The following is a 23,856-nucleotide window of genomic DNA, read 5'->3' as shown; positions in this document are numbered from 1 at the left end:
GCAAGAAGGCAGAGAGGAAAAGCACGGGCGGGAAAAAGCAAAACGGGAGCATTGCTGCTCCCGTGGGTATGGTTAGAAATCTTCGTTGGTTTCGCTGGCTTCTTCGTATTTATCAGCCGCGCTATCCGCTGTCGCCGCTTCTGCCGTTGCACCGGTCAGCAGCATGTCACGCAGCTTAACGTCGAGCTCATTGGCAATCGCCGGGTTCTCTTTGAGGAAGTTGGTGGCGTTCGCTTTACCCTGGCCGATTTTATCGCCGTTGTAGCTGTACCACGCACCGGCTTTTTCCACCAGCTTGTGCTTCACGCCGAGGTCAACCAGCTCGCCGAAGGTGTTGATGCCTTCACCGTACATGATCTGGAACTCAGCCTGCTTAAACGGTGCTGCCACTTTGTTCTTCACCACTTTAACGCGGGTTTCGCTCCCCACCACTTCGTCGCCCTCTTTAATGGCGCCGATACGGCGGATATCCAGACGCACGGAGGCGTAGAACTTCAGGGCGTTACCACCGGTGGTGGTTTCCGGGTTACCGAACATCACACCAATCTTCATACGAATCTGGTTGATGAAGATCAGCAGCGTGTTGGACTGCTTAAGGTTACCCGCCAGCTTACGCATCGCCTGGCTCATCATACGCGCAGCCAGACCCATGTGCGAATCACCGATTTCACCTTCGATTTCCGCTTTCGGCGTCAGCGCCGCCACGGAGTCAACGATGATCACGTCTACCGCACCCGAACGGGCCAGCGCATCACAGATCTCCAGCGCCTGCTCACCGGTATCCGGCTGCGAACACAGCAGGTTATCAATGTCGACGCCCAGTTTCTTGGCGTATACCGGATCCAGCGCGTGCTCGGCATCGATAAAGGCACAGGTTTTGCCTTTACGCTGCGCAGCAGCAATGACCTGCAGGGTCAGCGTGGTTTTACCGGAGGACTCAGGTCCGTAGATCTCAACGATACGGCCCATTGGCAGGCCACCTGCGCCCAGCGCGATGTCCAGCGACAGGGAGCCGGTAGAGATGGTTTCAACATCCATCGAGCGGTCTTCACCCAGGCGCATGATGGAGCCTTTACCAAATTGTTTCTCAATCTGGCCCAGCGCGGCAGCTAAAGCCTTCTGTTTGTTCTCGTCAATCGCCATTTCCACTCCTAATCATGCCGGGTGAGCGGGCACCGTGTATGCCTGCTCGTTCTGTTGCCGCTAATTATACTGTATAGTCATACAGTATCAAGTTTAATTTGTCAGAAATTCATCCAGCAGCGCCTGCAGCGCCCAGCTGACCGACTGACGCCGGACAGCATCGCGATCGCCGGTAAACTGCTGGCGCTGTGCCAGCACGCGGCCCTCCGGACCTGCCAGCGCAAACCAGACGGTACCGACCGGCTTTTCTGCCGTGCCGCCATCCGGTCCGGCGATGCCGCTCACCGCAATACCATAGCCAGCACCGGCCGCGGCACAGGCACCGGTCACCATTTCGCGTACCGTTTGCTCACTGACGGCACCGTGCTGCGCCAGCGTCGCCGCCTGCACGCCAACCATCTGCTGCTTAGCCTCATTGCTATAGGTAACGAAGCCGCGCTCAAACCACGCCGAACTGCCGCTGATATCAGTAAACACTTTGGCAATCCAGCCGCCGGTACAGGACTCCGCCGCCGTCACCGTCGCCTGACGATGCCTGAGCTGTTCGCCAATACGGCGGCTGAGCTGCTGAAGTTGTTCGTCGTTCATCGCCTTCTCCTGTTGTGGCGCTTCACGTTAGCAGTAAATGGTGCGGCGACAAGCCCTTTTCAACCGCCGCCGTCGCATTTTGCGCGCTGCGTTCCGGCAGGGTCAGCGCGTTTTCACCGCCACCATAAATAAACGCGGAAAGGCCAGCAAAACCTGTCCATTACTGCGCGTCGGGTAAGCGGGCAGCAGCGCCTGATGATAGTCGTGTAAAAAGTCCGCCTGCTGCGCCTCATCCAGCGCGGCAAGGAACGGACGCAGCCCGGTGGCACGCAGCCAGCTGATGATCGCCTGCGCATCCGCCATCGGGTGATAGTAAGTGGTGCGCCAGATATCGACCTGACAGCCTGCATCGCCTAATAAATCATAGTAGCGATCGCTGCTCAGCAGGCGTTTGCGTTCTGCCGCCTGAGGCGAAATATGCGCCTGCCAGCGTGAGCTGGCGGCCACCTCACGCATCAGACGATGCGACGGCTCCTGCAGGTTATCCGGCATTTGCACCGCCAGTGCACCGCCCGGTGCCAGCTGGTTGACCAGATGCGGCAACAAGGTTTCGTGGTCGGTCAGCCATTGCAGCGACGCGTTGGCATAAATGACCTGTTGCGGCTGCTCAGGCTGCCAGCTGCGGATATCGGCCTGACGAAAGTCACAGTCCGGCAGGCGTTGCCGCGCCTGTTCCAGCATCGCCTCAGAGCTGTCGATGCCGGTGATGTGCGCCTGCGGCCAGGCCTGCGCCAGCAGTTCCGTGCTGTTGCCCGGGCCACATCCCAGGTCCGTAGCAAAGCGCACTTCGTTGACGGGAATACGCGCCAGCAACTCCTGTGCCGGGCGCGTACGCTCAGATTCAAACTGACGATACAGCTGGGGATTCCAGTCTTGCATAGCAACGCTCCTGTCTGTGTGGAAGAGTCACACACTACCTGTTTTGCTGCGCGAGGCGCGAAGAGAAAAGTGCGGTTGCCGAAAAAGTGTGGATGGCGCAGCGGAGTCAGGTGCTGCAGGCTCAGGCGTGGTGATAGCGCGCAGGAGTGCGGATGTCGTTGCTCCCGCATCCTGCGGGGAAAAACAACAGGACGGCGCATGGCCGTCCTGCAATTAGTTTTTTTTCACAAACTCAGATTTGAGTTTCATCGGACCGAAGCCGTCGATTTTGCAATCGATATTGTGGTCACCTTCAACCAGACGGATGCTTTTCACTTTAGTGCCGATTTTCAGGGTGGAAGAGCTGCCTTTCACCTTGAGATCTTTCACTACGGTTACGCTATCGCCATCTGCCAGCAGGTTACCGTTGGCATCGCGCACTACCAGCCCTTCGCTGCTGTCATCCGCGCTGGCGGACCAGATATGGCCGCAGGAGGGGCAGTTCAGGTTATCACCCTCCTGCCAGGTGTAATCTGCCTGGCAGGCCGGGCAGGCAGGTAAAGTCGTCATACATATTCCTCAGTGGTCGGTATGCGATGAAGAAGGCACCGCAAAACGGGCGCCATCTTATACCCTCATACTTTATAAGGACAGAATTAAAGCATGTTGCCCTGACGCGCCTGGGCGACCGCCTGCCCCAGCTGCCATACCGCCATGGCATAGTGCGTGCTGTGGTTGTAGCGCGTAATCACGTAGAAATTAGGCAGACCGTACCAGTATTGATAGCTGGTGCCGAGATCCAGCCGCAGCAGGCTGACCTGGCTGTTGCCATCCAGCGAACCCTGCGGTGCCAGACCGCTGGCAGCCAGCGTATTCACTGAATAAGAGGTTTTGAAACCGTTCTCCAGCGCCGGTGCCTGACCGCTGGCGGGCACGGCGACGTTTTCACCGGAACGCCAGCCGTGCGCTTTAAAGTAGTTGGCAACGCTGCCGATGGCATCCACCGGATCCCACAGATTGATATGGCCGTCGCCGTTAAAATCGACCGCATACTGCTTATAGGAGGACGGCATAAACTGGCCGTAGCCCATGGCACCGGCGAAAGAGCCGCGCAGATCCAGCGGATCGTCCTGCTCGGTGCGCGCCATCAGCAGGAAGGTTTCCAGCTCGCTGCTGAAGTAAGCGGCACGGCGCGGATAGCTAAACGAGAGCGTCGCCAGCGCATCCAGCAGACGGGTTTTGCCCATCACCCGACCCCAGCGTGTTTCCACCCCGATAATCCCGACGATGATCTCCGGCGGTACGCCATACACCTGCTGGGCGCGCTGCAGCGCATCCTGATATTGATTCCAGAAGGCGACGCCGTTCTGCACGTTATCCGGGGTGATGAATTTATTGCGATAGCGAATCCACGCGCCGTTCGGCCCGCTCGGCGGCGTATAGCTCGGCGCCTGCTGATCCATCAGGCGCAGCACGTAATCCAGTCGCTTCGCCTGGCCAATGACCGCATGCAGCTGGTCGCGGTTGAAACCGTGCTTCGCCACCATCTGATCGATAAATTGTTCTGCCGCCGGATTACCGGCAAAGTCGCCAAACATCGGCTGAATGGCGTGAGAAGGTTCCAGTAAAAACCCCCCTTTCGGTGCAGGCACAACGGCGGATTGCTGCTGGGGGGCAGGCTTACTGCTGCAGGCAGCAAGCAAACAAATAAGCGGAAGAAGAGCAACCTTAAAACGCATCGGATATCCATAAGCCAGATGAAACACGAATGCTCATGGTAATCGTTCAACGAAGCGACTTACAGAGCAATGTCGTAAATTTACGCCCGTTGTGATTCTGCAGTTATGACCAGCCATATCTCTGCTCAGGTAATGAAAACGCCGCAGAGGTAAGGGGTGCACTGACCGAACTGACACTCACCTGTAGCGCGGCAGCGGCAGCGCCCGGCCGCGCTAAGCGCCGAATTTGCGTGCTGGCTCCACAGTTTTCCCCGCCGCGTAAAATTTGCTTTTTACCGCCTGTCGCAATTTGATATGGTCGCCAGCCAGAAACATCGGCTGGCGGATGAAGCGGGCTGCGCAAAAATGCTAACATCTGCCCTTTCGTTATCCGCCAGTGTGATAACCATCCATCCCCGGCTGCCCCTGTCCAGCCAGCGGAAATCAAAAGAGTGAATCCTGAGTGAGAATGAGATGAAAGGAGCAGAGCAAATGGACTTCAGTGGCCACACCCCCATGATGCAGCAATACCTGCGCCTGAAGGCCGATCATCCTGACATCCTGCTGTTTTATCGCATGGGCGATTTCTATGAGCTGTTCTACGACGATGCCAGACGCGCATCGCAGCTGCTGGAGATCTCGCTGACTAAGCGCGGTGCGTCCGCCGGTGAACCAATCCCGATGGCCGGCGTGCCCTATCATGCCGTTGAGGGCTATCTGGCGAAGCTGGTGCAGCTGGGCGAATCGGTGGCGATCTGCGAGCAGATTGGCGATCCGGCGCTGAGCAAAGGGCCGGTTGAGCGTAAAGTGGTGCGCATTGTAACGCCCGGCACCATCAGTGATGAAGCGTTACTGCAGGAGCGCCAGGATAACCTGCTGGCAGCCATCTTCCAGAGCCAGCGCGGTTTTGGCTATGCCACGCTGGATATCAGCTCCGGGCGTTTCCGCCTTAGCGAGCCGGGCGATGTCGAGACCATGGCGGCCGAACTGCAGCGCACCAATCCGGCAGAGCTACTTTATCCGGAAGATTTGCAGGCCATGACGCTGATCGATCAGCGCCGCGGGCTGCGGCGGCGTCCGCTGTGGGAATTCGAAATCGACACCGCACGTCAGCAGTTAAACCTGCAGTTTGGCACGCGCGATCTCAGCGGCTTTGGCGTCGAGCAGGCGCATCTGGCGCTGCGCGCGGCGGGCTGTCTGCTGCAGTATGTCAAAGATACGCAGCGCACCTCGCTGCCCCATATTCGTTCACTGAGTATGGAGCGCCAGCAGGACAGCGTCATTATGGATGCGGCTACCCGGCGCAATCTGGAAATCACCCAGAATCTGGCGGGCGGCAGCGAAAATACGCTCGCGGCGGTGCTGGATAAAACCGTCACGCCGATGGGTAGCCGCATGCTGAAGCGCTGGCTGCATATGCCGCGGCGCGACGTAGCCACCATCACGCGCCGCCAGGAATCAATTGCCGAACTGCAGTCGCTGAGCGAAGAACTGCAACCGGTGCTGCGCCAGGTGGGCGATCTGGAGCGTATTCTGGCACGTCTGGCGCTGCGCACCGCGCGTCCGCGCGATCTGGCACGCATGCGTCATGCCTTCCAGCAATTACCTGAACTCAATACCCAGTTAGCGGACGTGGCAGCGCCCCATCTCAACGCGCTGCGCGATCGGATGGGGGATTTCAGCGAACTGCGCGAACTGCTGGAAAGCGCCATTATTGAATCGCCGCCGGTGCTGGTGCGCGACGGTGGTGTTATCGCGCCCGGCTATAACGCCGAGCTGGACGAGTGGCGCGCGCTGGCCGACGGCGCCAGCGACTATCTTGACCGCCTGGAGATTCGCGAGCGCGAAAAACTGGGGCTGGATACGCTGAAGGTTGGCTTCAATGCTGTGCACGGCTATTACATTCAGGTCAGCCGCGGACAGAGCCATCTGGTGCCTATCCATTACGTTCGCCGCCAGACGCTGAAAAATGCTGAGCGCTATATCATTCCCGAACTGAAAGAGTACGAAGACAAGGTTCTCACGTCGAAAGGCAAAGCGCTGGCGCTGGAAAAGAGCCTGTATGACGAGCTGTTCGATCGCCTGCTGCCGCACCTCGAAGCGCTGCAGCAGAGCGCCGCGGCGCTGGCGAACTGGACGTACTGGCCAACCTGGCCGAGCGCGCCTGGACGCTCAACTACTGCCGCCCGGTGCTGCAGGAGAAAGCCGGGATTCGCATCACCGCCGGTCGCCATCCGGTGGTGGAACAGGTGCTGAAAGAGCCGTTCATTGCCAACCCGCTGTCGCTCTCAATGCAGCGTCGCATGCTGATCATTACCGGCCCCAACATGGGCGGTAAGAGTACTTACATGCGGCAGACGGCCCTGATTGCACTGATGGCCTGGATCGGCAGCTATGTGCCAGCGGAAGAGACGGTGATCGGCCCCATCGATCGCATCTTTACCCGTGTCGGTGCCGCTGACGATCTCGCCTCCGGTCGCTCTACCTTTATGGTCGAGATGACCGAGACCGCCAACATTCTGCATAACGCCACCGAAAACAGCCTGGTGCTGATGGACGAAATCGGCCGCGGTACGTCCACTTATGATGGCCTGTCGCTCGCCTGGGCCTGTGCCGAAAGCCTGGCGAATCGCATCAAAGCCATGACGCTGTTTGCTACCCACTACTTCGAGCTCACGACCCTGCCGGAGAAAATGGAAGGCGTGGTGAATGTGCATCTTGATGCGGTGGAACACGGTGACACCATTGCCTTTATGCACAGCGTGCAGGATGGCGCCGCGAGCAAGAGCTACGGCCTGGCCGTGGCGGCGCTGGCCGGGGTGCCGAAAGAGGTGATTAAGCGTGCGCGTCACAAGCTAAAAGAGCTGGAAGCGCTGTCGGGCAGTTCTGCCGGCTCAACGGTGGAGGGCTCACAGCTGCCGCTGCTGGTGGCGGAAACCTCGCCGGCAGTGGAGGCGCTGGAAGCGCTCGATCCGGACAGCCTGACGCCCAAACAGGCACTGGAGTGGATTTACCGTCTGAAAACCCTGATGTAATCAGTCACCGGCGCGTTCGCGGCGCGCCGGCCTGAATGACAGGCATAAAAAAACGGTGACCTTATGGTCACCGTTTTTATTGCCAGCTACGGCTTATTCGCGGAACAGTGCTTCGATATTCAGACCCTGCGTCTGCAGAATTTCGCGCAGACGACGCAGACCTTCAACCTGAATCTGACGGACACGCTCACGGGTTAAACCGATTTCGCGGCCCACATCTTCCAGCGTTGCCGCTTCATAGCCTAACAGGCCGAAACGACGTGCCAGCACTTCACGCTGCTTGGCATTGAGTTCAAACAACCACTTAACGATGCTCTGTTTCATATCATCGTCCTGCGTGGTGTCTTCCGGACCGTTGTCTTTCTCATCGGCCAGGATATCCAGCAGCGCTTTCTCGGAATCACCGCCTAACGGCGTATCAACCGACGTAATGCGCTCGTTGAGACGCAACATACGGCTTACGTCGTCAACTGGCTTGTCCAGCTGCTCGGCGATCTCTTCCGCACTCGGCTCATGGTCCAGCTTATGCGACAGTTCACGCGCGGTACGCAGGTAAACGTTCAGCTCTTTAACAATGTGAATCGGCAGACGAATAGTACGGGTTTGGTTCATGATAGCCCGTTCAATGGTCTGACGAATCCACCAGGTGGCATAAGTTGAGAAGCGGAACCCGCGTTCCGGGTCAAACTTCTCTACGGCGCGAATCAGGCCGAGATTCCCCTCTTCAATCAGATCCAGCAGCGCCAGACCACGATTGCTATAACGGCGGGCAATCTTTACCACCAGGCGTAAGTTACTTTCGATCATGCGACGACGAGAAGGAATGTCACCGCGTAATGCGCGACGGGCGAAGAACACCTCTTCTTCCGCCGTTAACAGTGGTGAATAACCAATCTCGCCGAGGTAAAGCTGCGTCGCATCCAGAACGCGTTGCGTCGCACCTTGTGACAGCAACTCTTCTTCAGCTACTTCATTATCACCAGGTTCGTTCTCAACGAGAGCCTTCTCATCAAAAACCTCAGCTCCGTTCTCCTCGAATTCCGCATCATCGTGTAACTCATTAACTTTCAGCGTATTCTGGCTCATAAGCGGCTCCTACCCGTGATCCAAGGGCAGAACACCTAAGGTTCTGCCGGATTATCGCTGCGGTAAATAACGCAACGGGTTTACGGATTTCCCCTTGTAACGAATTTCAAAGTGCAATCTTACTGAACTGGTTCCGGTGCTACCCATGGTAGCGATTTTTTGCCCCGCCTTAACTTCCTGTTGTTCCCGGACCAGCATGGTATCGTTGTGGGCGTAGGCACTCAGGTAATCATCGTTGTGTTTGATGATGATTAAATTACCGTACCCGCGGAGCGCGTTGCCTGCGTATACCACTCTTCCTGATGCAGTGGCGACGACAGGTTGTCCACGCGACCCGGCGATATCGATCCCTTTGTTTCCGCCTTCCGCAGCGGAGAAGTTATCGATGATCTTCCCATCAGTCGGCCAACGCCAGCTTCCCACTGGTGTTGTGCTATTAGTTGTGCTGCTAACTGTGGGCGGTGCGGTAACCGGAGCTGTGGTCGTTGCCACATTATTTGCCCCTTTCGACGGCAGCATTTTCCCGCCTGTCGAACCCGAATCATCAGAATACGTAATAACAGGTTGCTGTGCAACAGGGGTGGATTTAATTTGCGTCTGATTCGATGCCACCGGAACGCCGCCCTGCGTGGCATCCGCTGCGGTTATCGCGTTACCACCGGTGATGGTCTGACCGTTACCGTTACCCACCTGTAACGTCTGCCCGGCGCTCAGGCTATAGGGCGCCGCGATATTATTGCGCTGTGCCAGATCGCGGAAATCATTGCCGGTAATCCAGGCAATATAGAACAGCGTATCGCCTCGCTTAACGGTGTAGGTTTCACCGCCGTAGCTGCCTTTAGGAATATTCCCATAATTGCGATTGTACACAATACGACCATTTTCGGTGGTCACATTATTATTGCCACTAACCATTCCACCTGCAGGCGCGGCTGATGGTGTACCACCGCTTAACATTCCACCACGCGGCATCGCCGGCACGGTGCTGATTCTGCGCGGCGATCATGCCGCCGCCTGTGGTGGGAGCTGCAGCCATACCGCTATCACCGCTGTTGCTGCCAATCTGGCTGATGGGGGCTTGTGTGTTGTCGCCAGAGCTACAGCCTGCCAGCCAAAAACCGACCAGTGAAAGTGCCGCCAGACGGCGTAATTGAAATACTGTGCTTCCCGTGCTCATTGATCCCCCGTGATGGCAATCCTGGATAAAACTGTGTGTCGACGTTGACCGCATGATTCACTAGCTGTGCCGTCAAAAACGCGCTTTCGCATTGATTAACAAGGATAGTAACAATATCAACTGCGCCATGCCATGTAACGATTGTGAAGAAATACGTAAGATGGCTTTATGCCAGATCGCCCTGAACCAGCGGCACAAAGCGCACCGGCTCAATCGTTTCTTCAATGATTTCACCACCCTGACGACGCAGGCGCTTAAGTACCTGCTGGTCCTCACCCACCGGCAGCACCATTTTGCCGCCTTCTCCCAGTTGCGCTATCAGCGCAGTCGGAATTTCTGGCGGTGCGGCAGTCACAATAATGGCATCAAACGGACCCCGCGCGGCCCAGCCCTGCCAGCCGTCGCCGTGGCGTGTGGAAATGTTATGCAGATCGAGCTGCTTCAGGCGGCGTTTCGCCTGCCACTGCAGCCCTTTGATGCGTTCAACCGAGTAAACGTGGTTAACCAGATGCGCGAGAATGGCGGTCTGATAACCCGAACCGGTGCCAATTTCCAGCACGCGCGAGGTCGGGTTCAGCTCCAGCAGCGCCGTCATACGCGCCACCATATAAGGCTGAGAAATGGTCTGGCCGTTGCCAATCGGCAGCGCCACGTTCTCCCAGGCTTTATGTTCAAAAGCCTCGTCGATAAAGCGTTCACGCGGGACATCAGCGATGGCTTTCAGCAAATGCTCATCGTGAATACCCTGCGTGCGCAGTTGGGCCAGAAGCGTTTCGATGCGCCGGTTTACCATGCCGGATTCACCTCAGCCTGGTACAGTCCGTCGCCTGCCCTCTTCCGCGTCGCGCCGGCGCCAGGATCAACCTGTCGTAATGTCTTCACGCCAGGGAACACGCCAATGCCGGGAGTCTGAATTCCATCATCGTTGCTGAGCCGTATCCGCATCTGATTCTGACCTTTTTCATTAACCGGTCCACCGACCGCCGCGCCCGTTTTGCGCCTTCAGCGGCGCAAGCGGTCCTGCGCTGGCGGCACAAGGATGTTTGCATTCTAGCGGTGAGGCGCGGGAAGTGGTAGGCGTAAATCACGCAACCGTCGGCAGTTGTCGCAACAATAAGCAGTCAAACGCAATGGCACCCAGTAAAAAGCCCGGCGAAAAGCCGGGCTGATTTATCACCTCAATGACGATCCGGTAAGCTCACCGCATACAGATACCAGGCCGAGTGCGGCAGCCAGCCTTCCGCCCAGCGCCAGTCGTCATCCTTCCGTGTGACCGCATAACCTTCATCAAAGGCGATGCCGTCCGCCACCTGATTCGACGCGCCGGTGATGCCGTTAACGATACCGCCTGGCAGCGTGGTGTATTTCCACGAATTGAAGAACAGATAGCTGATGTGACGATAGCCGCTGCCGGTCAGCATGCTGACGTCGTACGGATTATGACCGAGGATCCAGTTGAGCTGATCCCAGGCATAGTTCTGCAGCTGCTGCGTAAAGGCTTTATCGTCCGCGAACAGCGGCATCGCCTGACGGGCGGCGGCGGCCAGCGACGCGATACGCGCGTTTTCGCCCTGCCACCACGGCGCAGCTTCGCTGTCATGCGGGAAGAAGAAGCTGGTGCGCTTCACGCCGTCTTTCAGCTGAATCAGCTGGCGCGCATAGCCAAACGGGTTACTGCTCTCTTTAGTCACCGCCAGCTCAAAGCCCAGCGAGCGTTTTACCGTCTGGCGGATGTTCGCCTGCTGCGCCTGCGGCGCGATGCGCGCATACTCCAGCAGTGCGATCACCGGCAGACCGGCATCGGACGGATGGAAGAACGGGCGTTTTTCGCCGTCGGCACGCCAGTAGTCATGCCAGTTATCCAGCGACGTCAGTCGCGCCATCAGGCTCTCCGCGCGCTGCTGCGCCGCAGCCAGATAGACCGCTTTTTGCGAGGCACGATACAGCTCGGTTGCCGCCAGCAGCGCAGTGTAATCATCCACGATGTTCTCTTTGCCGTCGTTCACCATGCGCAGATTATTTTTCTGCAGGAAGGCAAAGGCATCTTCTGCGGTTTGCAGATACTGCTGCCGCGTGAAATTGCCGTCATTCTCCATGGTGCTGGCCAGCGCCAGCGCGGCAATTGACATGCCGGCACCGGAGCGGAAGCTGGCCTGCCACGCCAGCGGGCCGACCGCCTCCTCTTCAACAATGGTGGAATCTGACTCCTTCTCTTTGATCTGCGTGCGCCAGTTGGGATTGGCGATCACCCGGTCCTGAGCCAGCTTCTCTTTGCCCGGCGACGAGATCGCCTGGAAGAAGGATTCCCCCGGCCGCTTCATGCGCACCAGGAAATCGGCACCGTACAGCCCTTCGTCGAGCATGCGCCGGCGATACTCGTCAAAGTTCGGGTTGTCACGCGCACCAAGATTTTGATAACCGCGCAGTAAGCTCCACGCCACCAGCGGCGCCTGCTGCGGATTGAAATAAGAGGTCAGATTCTGGTGCGACAGGTGCACGCCGTAATCGCCGGTGGCGTCATACCAGCCGCCGTGGACGTCAACCGTACCGCTGCCGGTGCCCGGTGGCAGCGGCAGTTTGCGGTCCGCCTTATCGAACAGGCCGGTGACGCGCTGGCTTTTGAAATAGGCAATCACATCGGACAGCGTATAGCGCTCGAGCAGATCGGCACCAATAATGAACGGCCCGGAGCGCACATCGCCGTCGCTGCTGGTGGTTTGCAGCACGTAGCGGCCCGGCGTTTGCCAGCCTGAGAAGTCGGCACGATAGAAGGTGCGATCGCCCCAGCCCGGCACGTCACCCTGCGGCTGCAGCGTGCCGCTCAGCACCGCTTTATTGGTCTCATTATCCAGCAGGGTAAATTTCACCGGCGGTTTAGCGCGCGAGTCGCCGGTCAGCTGCACGATGGCGTTTTTCGGCGCAGCAACATCGTAGCCGACCTGATTGATTAAAACGTGGGTTTCGGCGTGCGCCAGCCCGGCCAGTAACAGCGCTGCGGTCAGCGCGGAGAAGCGAATCCTCATGGTCATCATCCTTAGTGTCGTGAGTGATTGAACAGGCTAAAAGGGGCAATCATCATGAATTTGACGTCCTTTTCATCCTGGAAAACGTTGCCATAGCCGCCGCCCCAGCTGGGGTTATCGCTATGGTTGTTGTAGGCGGTGAGATGCAGCTTAAATACCGTGTCTTTGGCCCAGCCGGACTGCACCTGCCACACCAGATCGCCATTGATGGCGGTTTCCGTCAGACGCTGATGCTGCGACCAGTCGCCACCGCGCGCCGGTTTACCGTCCCAGCCCCAGGCAAACGAGCCACCGATGCTGACGCCCGGCCAGACGATGTCGCTGAGATCGATCATCAGGCCTGCAAACAGCGCTTTTTCGCCGTCGGCGTTGAAGTCAGAGCGCGAATCCCACCACATATCGATGCGGCCCGCGGAGTTGGGATAGATCGGCGTCATCGCCACGGTGTAGTAACCCTGTTTCCCCGGTGCGTGTACCGCGCTGCCCTCGAGCCGGAACTGGTAGCGATCCCACTGGTACGCCAGCGTCAGGCCCTGCTGCCAGGCAAACTCATCGTAAACATCATGGCGACCGGTACGATCCTGCGAGCCGTAGAACTGCCAGCTGACGCTGAACGGGTTATCCCACAGCGTGGTCTGACGCGCCGCTTTGGCGAAATATTTGTCGAGATAATGCGGAGATTCACCCCACGCCAGCTCCAGCGTGTTGCCGTTTTTGAAGTCATACTTCGCGCCCAGCGAGTGCAGATAAGGAATGCGTGTTTGCCGGTCGATTTCGCGAAACTCGTACATTTTGCGATACCACGGTGCTTTGTACTTGTTGGCGCCCATCCACGACAGCGACAGCGCGCCGGCAGCGCCATAGTCATAGACTGCCCCGACTTCCACGCCCTGGTAGGTGCCGGGCAGAAATCCCCACTGGGTGCCAAGCAGCGTCTGGCCGCTCGGCTGGATATAACCGGCCCGCAGCCAGTAGTCGCTGGCTTTGAGTTTCAGCGCCGCACGGTAGAGATCCAGCCCGTTACGTTCGCCGACGCCACGGTCTTCCCACATCGAAGGCCCGTGACTGAAGCTGATCTCGTTGGGATGCGCCGGGCTGCCTTCAAACAGATCCCAGGTGGCGAAGGCCGCCACATCAATGCCCACGGTATCGGCCAGATAGCCGGACTGATAATCGAGCGCGCCGGTCAGCGTGCTGTGATGCAGGTTGGTCTGATAGTGCTGATAGTGCGCGCTGTGCGGATCGAGATCTTTACGCTCACGGTGGCGCTGCCAGTAATAGACGGTGCCCTCCAGCGTGCTGTCTTCAACAAATCCTTCCGCCAGCGCCGGCGGTGCCGCGCCCAGCATCAGGGTGGCCAGCGGCAGCAGCGCTGCCTTTTTTCTCCTGGTGAATGTGTTCATGACCTTTCCTTAAGGTGCACGCGGCCCTGCGAAGCAGCCGCATGCGATTTCCCTGTTTTGGTGTTAACGAATCAGCGCATCAGGCGCCGGTTTTATTCACGCTGCGCAGCGTCCAGCGGCCGTAAATCAGCGTCAGAATGAATGGGGTGAGGAAAGCCACGGCAATTGCCGCCACTTCATAGATCATCTTCGACTCAGGGCCTTCGAACAGGCCAAGTTCAAACACGTTCAGCACCGGCAGGAAACTGTAGGTTTTCACCTGCAGCAGCCCGGTGATGCCACCGCCGAGCGCCGCGCCGATGCAGCCGAAGATAAACAGCATGCGGTACTTGAGATTGACGCCGTACAGCGCCGGTTCGGTGATGCCAAAGAACGCTGACAGCGACGCCGAGATTGCAATCTGCCGGTCGCGCAGGCTGCGGGCGATGAAGATCGCGCCGGTAACCGCGCCAAACTGCCCCATCACCGCCGACATAAACATCGCCATGATGGTGTCGTAGCCCTGCACCTGAATATTGATCAGCGCCAGCGGGATGATGCCCCAGTGCACACCAAACACCACAAATAGCTGACCAATGCCCGCCAGCAGTGCGCCGGAGATCATCGGGCTGAGCTGATAGAGCCAGCTGTAGCCGCTGGCGATGCCGACGCCAACGTAATCCGCCAGCGGGCCAATCACCGTGAACACCACAAAGCCGCAAATCAGCAGCGACAGGCACGGCACAAATACCAGCGCTGCCACCTCGGGGATCCACTGTTTCAGCCGGCGCTCAACCTTGCTCAGTAGCAGTACCGCCAGAATCGCCGGAATCACCGCGCCACCGTAAATCTTCAGGCTGATGCTCAGGCCGAACAGCGCGAAGTGCGCCGGCAGATCCGGCTGGGTCAGCGGAAACACCATCGCCGCCGTCAGCGCCAGCGCGGTGAAACGGCTGGCACCGAAACGGTCTGCCGCGGTAACCGCAATAAACAGCGGCAGAAAGACAAACACCCCGCTGGCCAGCGCGTTGAACATGGCGAACAGCAGGTCATCGTCCGCCACCCAGCCCTGCGTCTGCAGCAGCACCATGATGCCTTTGATCACCCCGATGCCGGCCAGTACGCCAATGTAGGGCGTAAAGATAGCGCCGAGCGTGGCCAGCATTTTACCCGCGACGCCGCGCTCGTCTTTGCCGGGCTTCACCGGTTCGGCCACCGGCGCTGCGCCCTGCTGCATCGCCTGATACAGCTGTTCGACCTGCGGCCCGACCACAATCTGCAGCTGCCCGGACGCGTTCACCACGCGGATGACGCCCGGCAGGCTACTGATGGCCGGCATATCGACACTGGCCAGATCGTTTATCGTCAGCCGCAGCCGCGTGGCGCAGTGTGAAATGTGGCTGATATTATCGTCGCCGCCGACCTGTTCCCTGATGGCCTGCGCCAGCTTCACGTAATCGAGTTTCATTGTTGTTATCCTTATGGCTCGCGCCCGGCGTTAGTCGTAATCACCCGGTTTGGTTTTGCTCTTCATCGCCACGCCAAAATCAGTGAATATGCGCTGCGGCAGATTGTTGCCTTTGGCTTCAGCGATGTGATGCGCGAGGATCTGGAACGGAATCACCATCAGCAGCGGCGCTATCCATTCGCTGACCTCCACGCCGAGCGCCAGCGTGCGCGCATCATCGCTCTCCCCGAGACACAGACTCCAGACGTGCGGCGTCACGCGCTGCTCATACTGGCGCAGCAGCTGCAGGCGTTCGCGCACCGGCGCCTCGACGTCGATAAAGAACAGCCGGTGCTGCGGATTGATTTCGAAATAGGGGCCGTGCATAAACGCTTCCAGTTCAATGCCCTGCGACGGCACGCGCACCGTTTCGCTGAATTTGGTCTCCATCTCTTTGATCACGCCAATCGCCGGACCAAAGCCAATCGAGATAAAGCGTGGCGCCGCAGTGAGATCGTCCTGCCAGCGCTGCCAGAAACGCTCGGTGCGGGCGATGATGTCCGGAATCGCGTCGACGCCGTGCTGCAGTTGCGTCAGCGCCTGCTGCTCCTGCTCTGCGCTGAGGCGACCGCTGTGGCGCGCACTGTGCACGCCAATCAGCATCAGCGTCAGGATCGTGGCGACATAGCCTTTGGTGACATACCCGACGCGCTCTTCGCCGTTCATGATGTCTACGGCGTGATCCACCGCCTGCGCCAGCGGACTGGTGATTTTGCTGGTGATGCCCCAGGTTGCCACGCCGTGCTGTTTTTTCAGCGCGTCAATCGCCGCCAGCGTCGAAGTGCTCTCGCCGCTCTGTGAAATCGCGATCACCAGATCGGTCGCCGGATCCCACTGCTCGTAGTGCTGAAAATGGAACGGCTCCTGCACGCTGATGCGTACGCCGGTCAGTTGCTCAACGTAATATTTGGCGCTGAGCGCGGCGTTGATGCTGGAGCCGGTGGCCAGAATCAGCACTGTTTTTGCCTTGCCCAGCACCGGTAATCCCTGCGGATAGCACGCCAGCAGATGGCTCAGCACCTCGGGTTGCTGGTGGATGTAGGTCATCATGGTGGGTTTCATTACCGCTCCTTAAACTGTTTTCCCGCCAACCTGAAAACGTTTTCAGGTTGCAAGCCAACTTATTTAATGGCGCATATTAAGTCAACGTGAGGATCGTGAAATTGCGATCGCGCTAACAAAGCGCAACGAAAGCAGGCGGAACGTTTAAGGGGAGAAGATCAGGCGGATTCGCCGGGGATCAATACCGGCTTTAGCGGTGCGCTGCAGCGCGCGTGCGGGCTTAAGCTGCCGTCCAGCTGCGCCATCATCATGGTGATAATGTTTTGCCCCAGCTGCGGATTCTGGTGATCGACACTGGTCAGGCGCGGGATAAAATACTCGCTGCCGGGGAAGCGCTCGCAGCTGATGACCGCTACCTGCTCAGGCACGTCAATGCCGCGATCGCGTAACGCGCGGATCGCGCCCATCGCCACGCGATCGTTGATTGCCACCAGCGCCTGCGGTTGCTCTGCCTGCTGCCACAGCGTATCAATCGCCTGATAGCCGTGTTCAGGATAGAAGTTATTCAGGCAGATCCAGCTGTCGCGCGGCGTAATGCCGGCCTGCTGCAGCGTGGCGTGGAAATGACTGACGCGCTCGCGCGTCACCCACACTTTGCGCGAGCCGCCAATAAACGCGATATCACGCAGGCCGCGCGCCAGCAGGTGATTCACCGCCAATCCGACGCAGTGCTGCTGGTCGCGCATCACGCACGGCCAGCGGCCAGCAGGATGCGGCTGCCCCACCACCACTACCGCCATTTTGTCCATCAGCGACTCCAGCAGCGTCAGGTAGCCGGCCGGAATCGGCGCATAGTCGCTGTGGCCGCCGAGCACGATCACCCCATCGATCTGGCTATCGATAATCGACTGAAAAATCGCGCTTTCGTCATCGTCGTGCTGAGGGCTGCGGTTGGCCGACTGGGTATCGTACAGGGTGATTTTGTAACCGATGGCCAGACAGGCCTGCTGAATCTGCGCCACCAGCGTGACGAAGTAAGGGTTAGTGATGTCAGAGACGATCACCGCGAGCGTGTAGCTCTGGCGCGATATCATGCCGCGCGCCATCAGGTTGGGGCTGAATTGATGCTCGGCGATCACCTGTTCCACCCGCGTGCGGGTTTTTTCCGATACCCACGCATGCTTGTTGAGCACGCGCGAGACGGTGGTAATCGACACACCGGCGAGTACGGCAATATCCTTGATGGTGAGATTTTTGCTCATCGTCGCCGGGTTCGCTTATTCGTCGCCGAGCGGGGCCGCCGCGCCGTTGCTCAGTAGCTCACGCACTACGCTGGTGGCAAAACTGCCGGCCGGCAGCCAGAACTGCAGCTCGAGCGTGACGTCATCCCACCAGTTCCACTGCAGATCTTTCGGCACCACCAGCATGGCGCGCCGCGCCGCATCGACGCGTTCACGCTCCAGCAGGCCGAGCAGATCGGCCGCGCCCGCCAGCTGCTGCTGTTCAAACGCCAGCGTTTCGCCCTGAGTGCCCGGCTCGCCGCGCCCGGCCAGCGGTGCGGTAATGCGCAGCTCGTGGTTATCCACACGCTGCTGCAGCGCAGGTAACTCGTCCGCCTGGGCAACAAACCAGCTGCCGCGCCCGCTGAGCTGCAGCGCATCGCCGGGCTGCACGCGATCCAGCGCACCGTCACGCTGCAGACGCGCGCTGGTCAGCTGATTGAACAGCTGGCTGCGCGCCGCCGACAGCAGAATGCCTTTCATACTGCGGTCGCGTGGACGGAATTTCTCCTCTGCCCACAGGCGCGCCTGCGTCAGGTTATTGCCGCCGCGGCCAAAGCGCTGTTCGCCAAAGTAGTTGGGCACGCCCTGCTGCTGAATCTGCTGCAGCCGCGATTCCACCTGCGCGCGATCGGACACCTGACGTACCACCAGACGAAACGCATTGCCCGCCAGCGCGCCGGTGCGCAGTTTACGCTTGTGGCGAATCACCTGCAGGATCTCCACGCCTTCCAGCTGGAAGCCGGCAAGGTTGGGCATCGCCGTGCCCGGCATGCGGAAGCACAGCGTCTGCTCGGTGACCGCGTGGCGATCTTTCATGCCGGCATAGCTGAGATCGCGCTGATGCACGCCGAGAAATTTGGCGATCGCCTCAGCGACAAAACGCGTGTTGCAGCCAATTTTGCGGATGCGCACCAGCAGCTGCTCGCCTTCGCCGTCATAGGGATAGCCGAGATCTTCAATCACCACGAAATCTTCGGGACTGGCTTTGATCACCCCGGTGGCAGCGGGCACGCCGTGCAGGTAGAGCAGCTCACTCATGCCCGATCGGCCTTCACCAGCAGCGCCACGGCTTCGCAGGCGATGCCTTCACCGCGACCGGTGAAGCCCAGCTTCTCGGTGGTGGTGGCTTTGACGTTGACATCATCCATGTGGCAACCGAGATCTTCGGCGATATTGACGCGCATCTGCGGCACGTGCGGCAGCATTTTCGGTGCCTGAGCGATGATGGTGACATCGACGTTGCCGATGCGGTAGCCCTTCTGCTGGATGCGACGCCAGGCTTCGCGCAGCAAACCGCGGCTGTCGGCGCCTTTGAATGCCGGATCGGTGTCCGGGAACAGTTTGCCGATGTCGCCCATCGCCACTGCGCCCAACAGCGCGTCGGTCAGCGCATGCAGCGCCACATCGCCGTCGGAATGCGCAATAAAGCCCTGTTCGAAGGGAATACGCACCCCGCCAATCACCAGCGGACCTTCGCCGCCAAACGCGTGCACGTCAAAACCGTGACCGATACGCATCATGCGTGCTCCTTTAACTGAATCTGAGTGAGATAGAAGGCCGCCAGCGCCAGATCTTCCGGCCGCGTTACCTTAATGTTGTCGCTGCGTCCGCTGACCAGCTCAGGATGATAACCGCAATACTCCAGCGCCGAGGCTTCATCGGTGATGGTCGCGCCTTCATTGAGCGCGCGCGTCAGGCAGGCGGTCAGCAGCGCATGCGGGAAAAACTGCGGCGTCAGCGCATGCCACAAATCATCGCGGTCGACGGTATGCGCAATGGCACCTTTGCCGGGCTCCGCGCGCTTCATGGTGTCGCGCACCGGTGCCGCCAGAATCGCGCCGACTTTGCTGTGTTCACGCACCGCCAGCAGACGCGCTAAATCATCGGGATGCAGACACGGACGCGCCGCGTCGTGCACCAGCACCCAGGCACTGTGGCGGATGGTTTGTAATCCAGCCAGCACCGATTCGGCGCGGGTTTCGCCGCCGGTGACGCGCAGTACGCGGGCATCCTGCGCCAGCGGCAGGCTATCGAACCAGCCGTCATCCGGGCTGATCGGCACCACCACCTGCTTTACCGCCGGATGCGCCAGCAGGCGCGCCACGCTGTGCTCAAGCAGGGTTAACGGACCGATGGTGAGATACTGCTTCGGACAGGCGGCCTGCATGCGGCTGCCGATACCGGCAGCCGGCACCACGGCAATCACATCCGCAGAGGAAGAGAGCTGATTCATGGTTTATCGTTGTTGGTTCTGCGCCGCTTGTTGCGCATTACGTTTGTTTTGGTCTGGCACCAGACGATAGAAAGTCTCGCCAGGCCTGATCATGCCCAGCTCGCTGCGTGCGCGTTCCTCAATCGCCTCTGAACCGCCATTGAGATCGTCAATTTCGGCAAACAGCTGATCGTTACGCGCTTTGAGTTTGGCGTTATTCGCCTGTTGTGACGCCACGTCTTCGCTGACGCGCGTGTAATCATGGATACCGTTCTTGCCCAGCCACAGAGAGTATTGCAACCATCCCAGCAGCACGAGCAGCAGTAACGTCAGTTTTCCCATCCCCGCCCCCTGAAAAACGGCTCAATCATCCCATAACTTGACGCCGGACTCCACTGCGGCAGCGAAAATGGCGCGCAAGCAGATTTGTCTGGACAAATAATGACGGGAAAAGCGCCAGACGGCAGGTAAAGTTTTGTAACCTGCCGATGCGTTTGCACATCAGCGCCGGATTACCAGCCGGAGAGAAAGGAGAACAGCAGCCAGAACAGGCACACCACCACCAGGGCGGTGATCAGGCCGCTCCACCACAGACGGCCACGCAGCATCAGGCTGAGCACGATGCCAATCAGCACCGAAACCGGCAGCAGCGCGAGGAAAAAAGGCCAGGTGTAGAGAAAGAAAAACAGCGTGTTAGAGCCGTACAGCAGAAACGGGATGCCCAGCGCACACCAGTACGAGAGAAAGCCGATCACGCCGCCCGGCAGCGATGAGCGTGGCTCATCCGGGGTGCGTTCATCTTTGCGTGCCAGCATGGGGGTAACGTTCTGCATAGAGATCCTGTTGACGCTAAAGCGCGGCAAACCGTGAGATTTGCCGCTGTCGGTTCAGGATCTGATGATATCGTGGTGGCGCAGCAGGTCTAACAATTGGCCGGTCAGTTTTGTAACCAATTGTTCACCATCCAGCTGGATTTCCGGCGCGTCCGGCGCCTCGTAAACGCTGTCGATACCGGTGAAGTTACGTAGCTCGCCGGCACGGGCTTTTTTATACAAGCCTTTCGGATCGCGCGCTTCGCACACCGCCAGCGGCGTATCGACGAACACCTCGATAAACTGCCCGTCACCGAGCAGATCGCGCACCATCTGGCGCTCGGCACGGTGCGGCGAGATGAACGCCGTCAGCACCACCAGTCCGGCATCCACCATCAGTTTCGCCACTTCACCCACGCGCCGGATATTCTCTTTGCGGTCTTCATCGCTGAAACCGAGATCGCGGCACAGGCCGTGACGCACATTGTCGCCGTCCAGCAGATAGGTGCTGACGCCCAGCCGGTGCAGCGCCTGCTCCAGCGCACCGGCCACGGTGGATTTACCCGAGCCTGAGAGCCCGGTAAACCACAGCACCACGCCACGATGGCCGTGCTGCTGTTCGCGTTCAGCGCGCGTGACCGGATGGTCATGCCACACCACGTTTTCGTCGTGCTGCGCCATTACTGACCGCCCAGCAGGTCGCGTGCGTTCCAGTGCGGGAAGTGACGCCGCACCAGCGCGTTCAGCTCCAGCTCGAAATCACTGTACTGGCCAGCCTGACTGCGCGCGGCGCTCAGCGGCTGATGGATCATGCCGGCACCGACGGTCACGTTGCTCAGGCGATCGATAAAGATCATGCCGCCGGTCACCGGGTTCTGCTGGTAAGCATCCAGCACCATCGGTTCATCAAACGTCACTTCTACCAGACCGATGCCGTTGAGCGGCAGGCTGTCGACCGCGCGTTTTTCCAGCGTATTGATCTCCACCTGATGGAGAATCTTTTCGATGCGGCCACGCGCTTTCTTGCCGGCAATTTTCACTTCATAGCTTTGTCCCGGCTGCAGCGGCTGTTCCGCCATCCACACCACGTCGACGGTCGCGGACTGCACCGCCTGCAAATCGGCTGCGGCATCCACCAGCAGATCGCCACGGCTGATGTCGATCTCATCGTTCAGCACCAGGGTAATCGCCTCACCGGCGGCCGCCTGCTGCAGGTCGCCATCAAAGGTGACGATACGCGCAACGCTGGATTCCACGCCGGACGGCAGCACTTTCACTCGCTGGCCGACGCTCACCACGCCCGATGCCAGCGTACCGGCATAGCCACGGAAGTCGAGGTTCGGCCGGTTAACATACTGCACCGGGAAGCGCATCGGCTGCGTGTCGACCACACGCTTCAGCTCTACCGTCTCCAGCACGTCGAGCAGCGTCGGGCCGCTGTACCACGGCATGGTTACGCTCGGGGTGGCGACGTTATCGCCTTCCAGCGCCGACATCGGCACAAAGCGGATATCGAGATCGTCCGGCAGCTGCGCGGCAAAATCGAGGTAATCCTGTTTGATCTGCTCGAAGGTCTCCTGGCTGTATGCCACCAGATCCATCTTGTTGATCGCCACCACCAGATGTTTGATGCCCAGCAGCGTGGCGATAAAGCTGTGGCGACGGGTCTGATCCAGCACGCCTTTGCGCGCATCGATCAGCAGGATCGCCAGATCGCAGGTTGAGGCACCGGTCGCCATGTTGCGGGTGTACTGCTCGTGCCCCGGCGTGTCGGCGATGATGAACTTGCGCTTCTCGGTGGAGAAATAGCGATAGGCCACATCGATAGTGATGCCCTGCTCGCGCTCGGCCTGCAGGCCATCAACCAGCAGGGCCAGATCGAGTTTCTCGCCCTGGGTGCCGTGGCGTTTGCTGTCGTTGTGCAGCGAGGACAGCTGATCTTCATAAATCTGGCGCGTATCGTGCAGCAGACGGCCAATCAGCGTACTTTTGCCGTCGTCGACGCTGCCGCAGGTGAGGAAACGCAGCAGGCTTTTGTGTTGTTGCGCGGTCAGCCAGGCTTCAACGCCGCCCTGCTCGGCAATCTGTTGGGCAATAACGGTATTCATCGGCGTCTCCTTAGAAATAACCCTGACGTTTTTTCAGTTCCATCGAACCGGCCTGGTCGCGGTCAATCACGCGCCCCTGACGTTCACTGGTGGTGGAGACCAGCATCTCTTCAATGATTTCCGGCAGCGTCTGCGCCTCGGATTCCACCGCGCCGGTCAGCGGCCAGCAGCCGAGGGTACGGAAGCGCACCATACGCTGCTTAATCACTTCTCCCGGCTGCAGGTTGATACGATCGTCATCAATCATCATCAGCATGCCGTCGCGCTCCAGTACCGGGCGCGGTGCAGCCAGGTACAGCGGCACGATTTCGATGTTTTCCAGGAAGATGTACTGCCAGATATCCAGCTCGGTCCAGTTGGAGAGCGGGAACACGCGGATGCTTTCGCCTTTGTTGATCTGGCCATTGTAGTTGTGCCACAGCTCCGGACGCTGGTTCTTCGGATCCCAGCGGTGGAAACGATCGCGGAACGAATAGATACGCTCTTTGGCGCGCGACTTCTCTTCGTCACGGCGTGCGCCACCGAATGCCGCATCAAAACCATATTTGTTCAGCGCCTGCTTCAGGCCCTCGGTTTTCATGATGTCGGTGTGTTTGGCGCTGCCGTGCACGAACGGGTTAATGCCCATCGCCACGCCTTCCGGGTTACGGTGCACCAGCAGCTCTGCGCCCATCGCTTTCACGGTGCGATCGCGGAACTCGTACATTTCACGGAATTTCCAGCCGGTATCAACGTGCAGCAGCGGAAACGGCAGCGTGCCCGGATAGAAGGCTTTGCGCGCCAGATGCAGCATCACCGAGGAGTCTTTACCGATGGAGTACATCATCACCGGATTGCTGAACTCGGCCGCCACCTCGCGGATGATATGGATACTCTCTGCCTCCAGCTGGCGCAGATGAGTGAGACGATTTTGGTCCATAAT

20 protein-coding genes and 2 pseudogenes are annotated in these 23,856 nt (G+C 59.2%); 1 reads left to right on the top strand and 21 read right to left on the bottom strand.

The window, feature by feature from the left end:
• Positions 1-72: 72 nt before the first annotated feature.
• The 5 genes from recA to mltB form a co-directional block, all read right to left on the bottom strand.
• Complete coding sequence (gene recA / locus ABVR31_RS04705; protein WP_021507334.1) at positions 73-1,143, bottom strand: recombinase RecA; 1,071 nt, start codon at positions 1,141-1,143, stop codon at positions 73-75.
• A 93-nt stretch (positions 1,144-1,236) separates the two neighbouring features.
• Positions 1,237-1,731, bottom strand: a complete 495-nt coding sequence (gene pncC / locus ABVR31_RS04700) for a nicotinamide-nucleotide amidase (RefSeq protein WP_010616727.1) — start codon at positions 1,729-1,731, stop codon at positions 1,237-1,239.
• A 102-nt stretch (positions 1,732-1,833) separates the two neighbouring features.
• On the bottom strand, positions 1,834-2,610 hold the full coding sequence (gene tam, locus ABVR31_RS04695; protein WP_141496289.1) for a trans-aconitate 2-methyltransferase: 777 nt from the start codon (positions 2,608-2,610) through the stop codon (positions 1,834-1,836).
• 213 nt (positions 2,611-2,823) lie between these two features.
• Positions 2,824-3,159 (bottom strand): zinc ribbon domain-containing protein YjdM, encoded by a 336-nt coding sequence (locus tag ABVR31_RS04690; protein WP_088516493.1) that lies wholly within the window; start codon positions 3,157-3,159, stop codon positions 2,824-2,826.
• An 86-nt stretch (positions 3,160-3,245) separates the two neighbouring features.
• A complete protein-coding gene (mltB, locus tag ABVR31_RS04685) occupies positions 3,246-4,328 on the bottom strand; it encodes a lytic murein transglycosylase B (RefSeq protein ID WP_031279678.1) in 1,083 nt (360 codons plus the stop codon).
• 453 nt (positions 4,329-4,781) lie between these two features.
• Here mltB and mutS point away from each other — a divergent pair.
• Positions 4,782-7,342: pseudogene (gene mutS / locus ABVR31_RS04680) on the top strand (DNA mismatch repair protein MutS).
• Positions 7,343-7,435: 93 nt separating this feature from the next.
• On the opposite strand, the gene rpoS reads toward mutS, so the two are convergent.
• From rpoS to cysD, 16 genes and pseudogenes are all read right to left on the bottom strand, one after another.
• A complete protein-coding gene (gene rpoS / locus ABVR31_RS04675; protein ID WP_021507339.1) occupies positions 7,436-8,428 on the bottom strand; it encodes an RNA polymerase sigma factor RpoS in 993 nt (330 codons plus the stop codon).
• Between the two features lie 51 nt (positions 8,429-8,479).
• A pseudogene (gene nlpD / locus ABVR31_RS04670) lies at positions 8,480-9,605 on the bottom strand (murein hydrolase activator NlpD).
• A 166-nt stretch (positions 9,606-9,771) separates the two neighbouring features.
• Positions 9,772-10,398, bottom strand: coding sequence for a protein-L-isoaspartate(D-aspartate) O-methyltransferase (locus ABVR31_RS04665; RefSeq protein WP_021507341.1), 627 nt, complete (start codon positions 10,396-10,398; stop codon positions 9,772-9,774).
• A 385-nt stretch (positions 10,399-10,783) separates the two neighbouring features.
• Complete coding sequence (locus ABVR31_RS04660) at positions 10,784-12,628, bottom strand: glycoside hydrolase family 9 protein (protein WP_372771918.1); 1,845 nt, start codon at positions 12,626-12,628, stop codon at positions 10,784-10,786.
• A gap of 11 nt (positions 12,629-12,639) precedes the next feature.
• Positions 12,640-14,031, bottom strand: coding sequence for an OprD family outer membrane porin (locus tag ABVR31_RS04655; RefSeq protein WP_372771916.1), 1,392 nt, complete (start codon positions 14,029-14,031; stop codon positions 12,640-12,642).
• Positions 14,032-14,110: 79 nt separating this feature from the next.
• The gene (locus ABVR31_RS04650; RefSeq protein ID WP_059010923.1) at positions 14,111-15,478 is read right to left on the bottom strand and encodes a PTS transporter subunit EIIC; all 1,368 of its coding nucleotides are present in this window, start codon (positions 15,476-15,478) and stop codon (positions 14,111-14,113) included.
• A 30-nt stretch (positions 15,479-15,508) separates the two neighbouring features.
• Entirely contained in the window at positions 15,509-16,579 is a 1,071-nt protein-coding gene (locus ABVR31_RS04645; protein WP_315655400.1) for an SIS domain-containing protein, read from the bottom strand.
• 158 nt (positions 16,580-16,737) lie between these two features.
• Positions 16,738-17,781 carry a LacI family DNA-binding transcriptional regulator gene (locus ABVR31_RS04640; protein ID WP_150361125.1) on the bottom strand — a complete coding sequence of 348 codons (1,044 nt, stop codon included), beginning with the start codon at positions 17,779-17,781 and terminating at the stop codon, positions 16,738-16,740.
• Positions 17,782-17,796: 15 nt separating this feature from the next.
• Positions 17,797-18,840 (bottom strand): tRNA pseudouridine(13) synthase TruD, encoded by a 1,044-nt coding sequence (gene truD / locus ABVR31_RS04635; RefSeq protein ID WP_372771913.1) that lies wholly within the window; start codon positions 18,838-18,840, stop codon positions 17,797-17,799.
• Positions 18,837-19,319, bottom strand: a complete 483-nt coding sequence (gene ispF, locus ABVR31_RS04630) for a 2-C-methyl-D-erythritol 2,4-cyclodiphosphate synthase (RefSeq protein ID WP_031279680.1) — start codon at positions 19,317-19,319, stop codon at positions 18,837-18,839. Before ispF ends, truD begins: the two co-directional genes overlap by 4 nt.
• Entirely contained in the window at positions 19,319-20,035 is a 717-nt protein-coding gene (ispD, locus tag ABVR31_RS04625; RefSeq protein WP_336700491.1) for a 2-C-methyl-D-erythritol 4-phosphate cytidylyltransferase, read from the bottom strand. Before ispD ends, ispF begins: the two co-directional genes overlap by 1 nt.
• 3 nt (positions 20,036-20,038) lie before the next feature.
• A complete protein-coding gene (gene ftsB, locus ABVR31_RS04620; protein WP_021507350.1) occupies positions 20,039-20,356 on the bottom strand; it encodes a cell division protein FtsB in 318 nt (105 codons plus the stop codon).
• Between the two features lie 170 nt (positions 20,357-20,526).
• A complete protein-coding gene (locus ABVR31_RS04615) occupies positions 20,527-20,847 on the bottom strand; it encodes a DUF3561 family protein (protein WP_021507351.1) in 321 nt (106 codons plus the stop codon).
• Positions 20,848-20,901: 54 nt separating this feature from the next.
• On the bottom strand, positions 20,902-21,507 hold the full coding sequence (cysC, locus tag ABVR31_RS04610) for an adenylyl-sulfate kinase (RefSeq protein WP_021507352.1): 606 nt from the start codon (positions 21,505-21,507) through the stop codon (positions 20,902-20,904).
• Positions 21,507-22,934: a sulfate adenylyltransferase subunit CysN gene (cysN, locus tag ABVR31_RS04605; RefSeq protein ID WP_058759743.1), complete on the bottom strand. Its 1,428-nt coding sequence runs from the start codon at positions 22,932-22,934 to the stop codon at positions 21,507-21,509. The genes cysC and cysN overlap by 1 nt, the downstream gene beginning before the upstream one ends.
• 10 nt (positions 22,935-22,944) lie before the next feature.
• The gene (cysD, locus tag ABVR31_RS04600) at positions 22,945-23,853 is read right to left on the bottom strand and encodes a sulfate adenylyltransferase subunit CysD (protein ID WP_021507354.1); all 909 of its coding nucleotides are present in this window, start codon (positions 23,851-23,853) and stop codon (positions 22,945-22,947) included.
• Positions 23,854-23,856: the final 3 nt, after the last annotated feature.

The sequence above is a fragment of the Pantoea sp. WEP genome, from assembly GCF_041678305.1.
Classification (GTDB): domain Bacteria; phylum Pseudomonadota; class Gammaproteobacteria; order Enterobacterales; family Enterobacteriaceae; genus Pantoea; species Pantoea dispersa.
The sequence above is the reverse complement of the archived record's forward strand: the minus strand, read 5'-3'. Positions and strand labels throughout refer to the sequence as shown.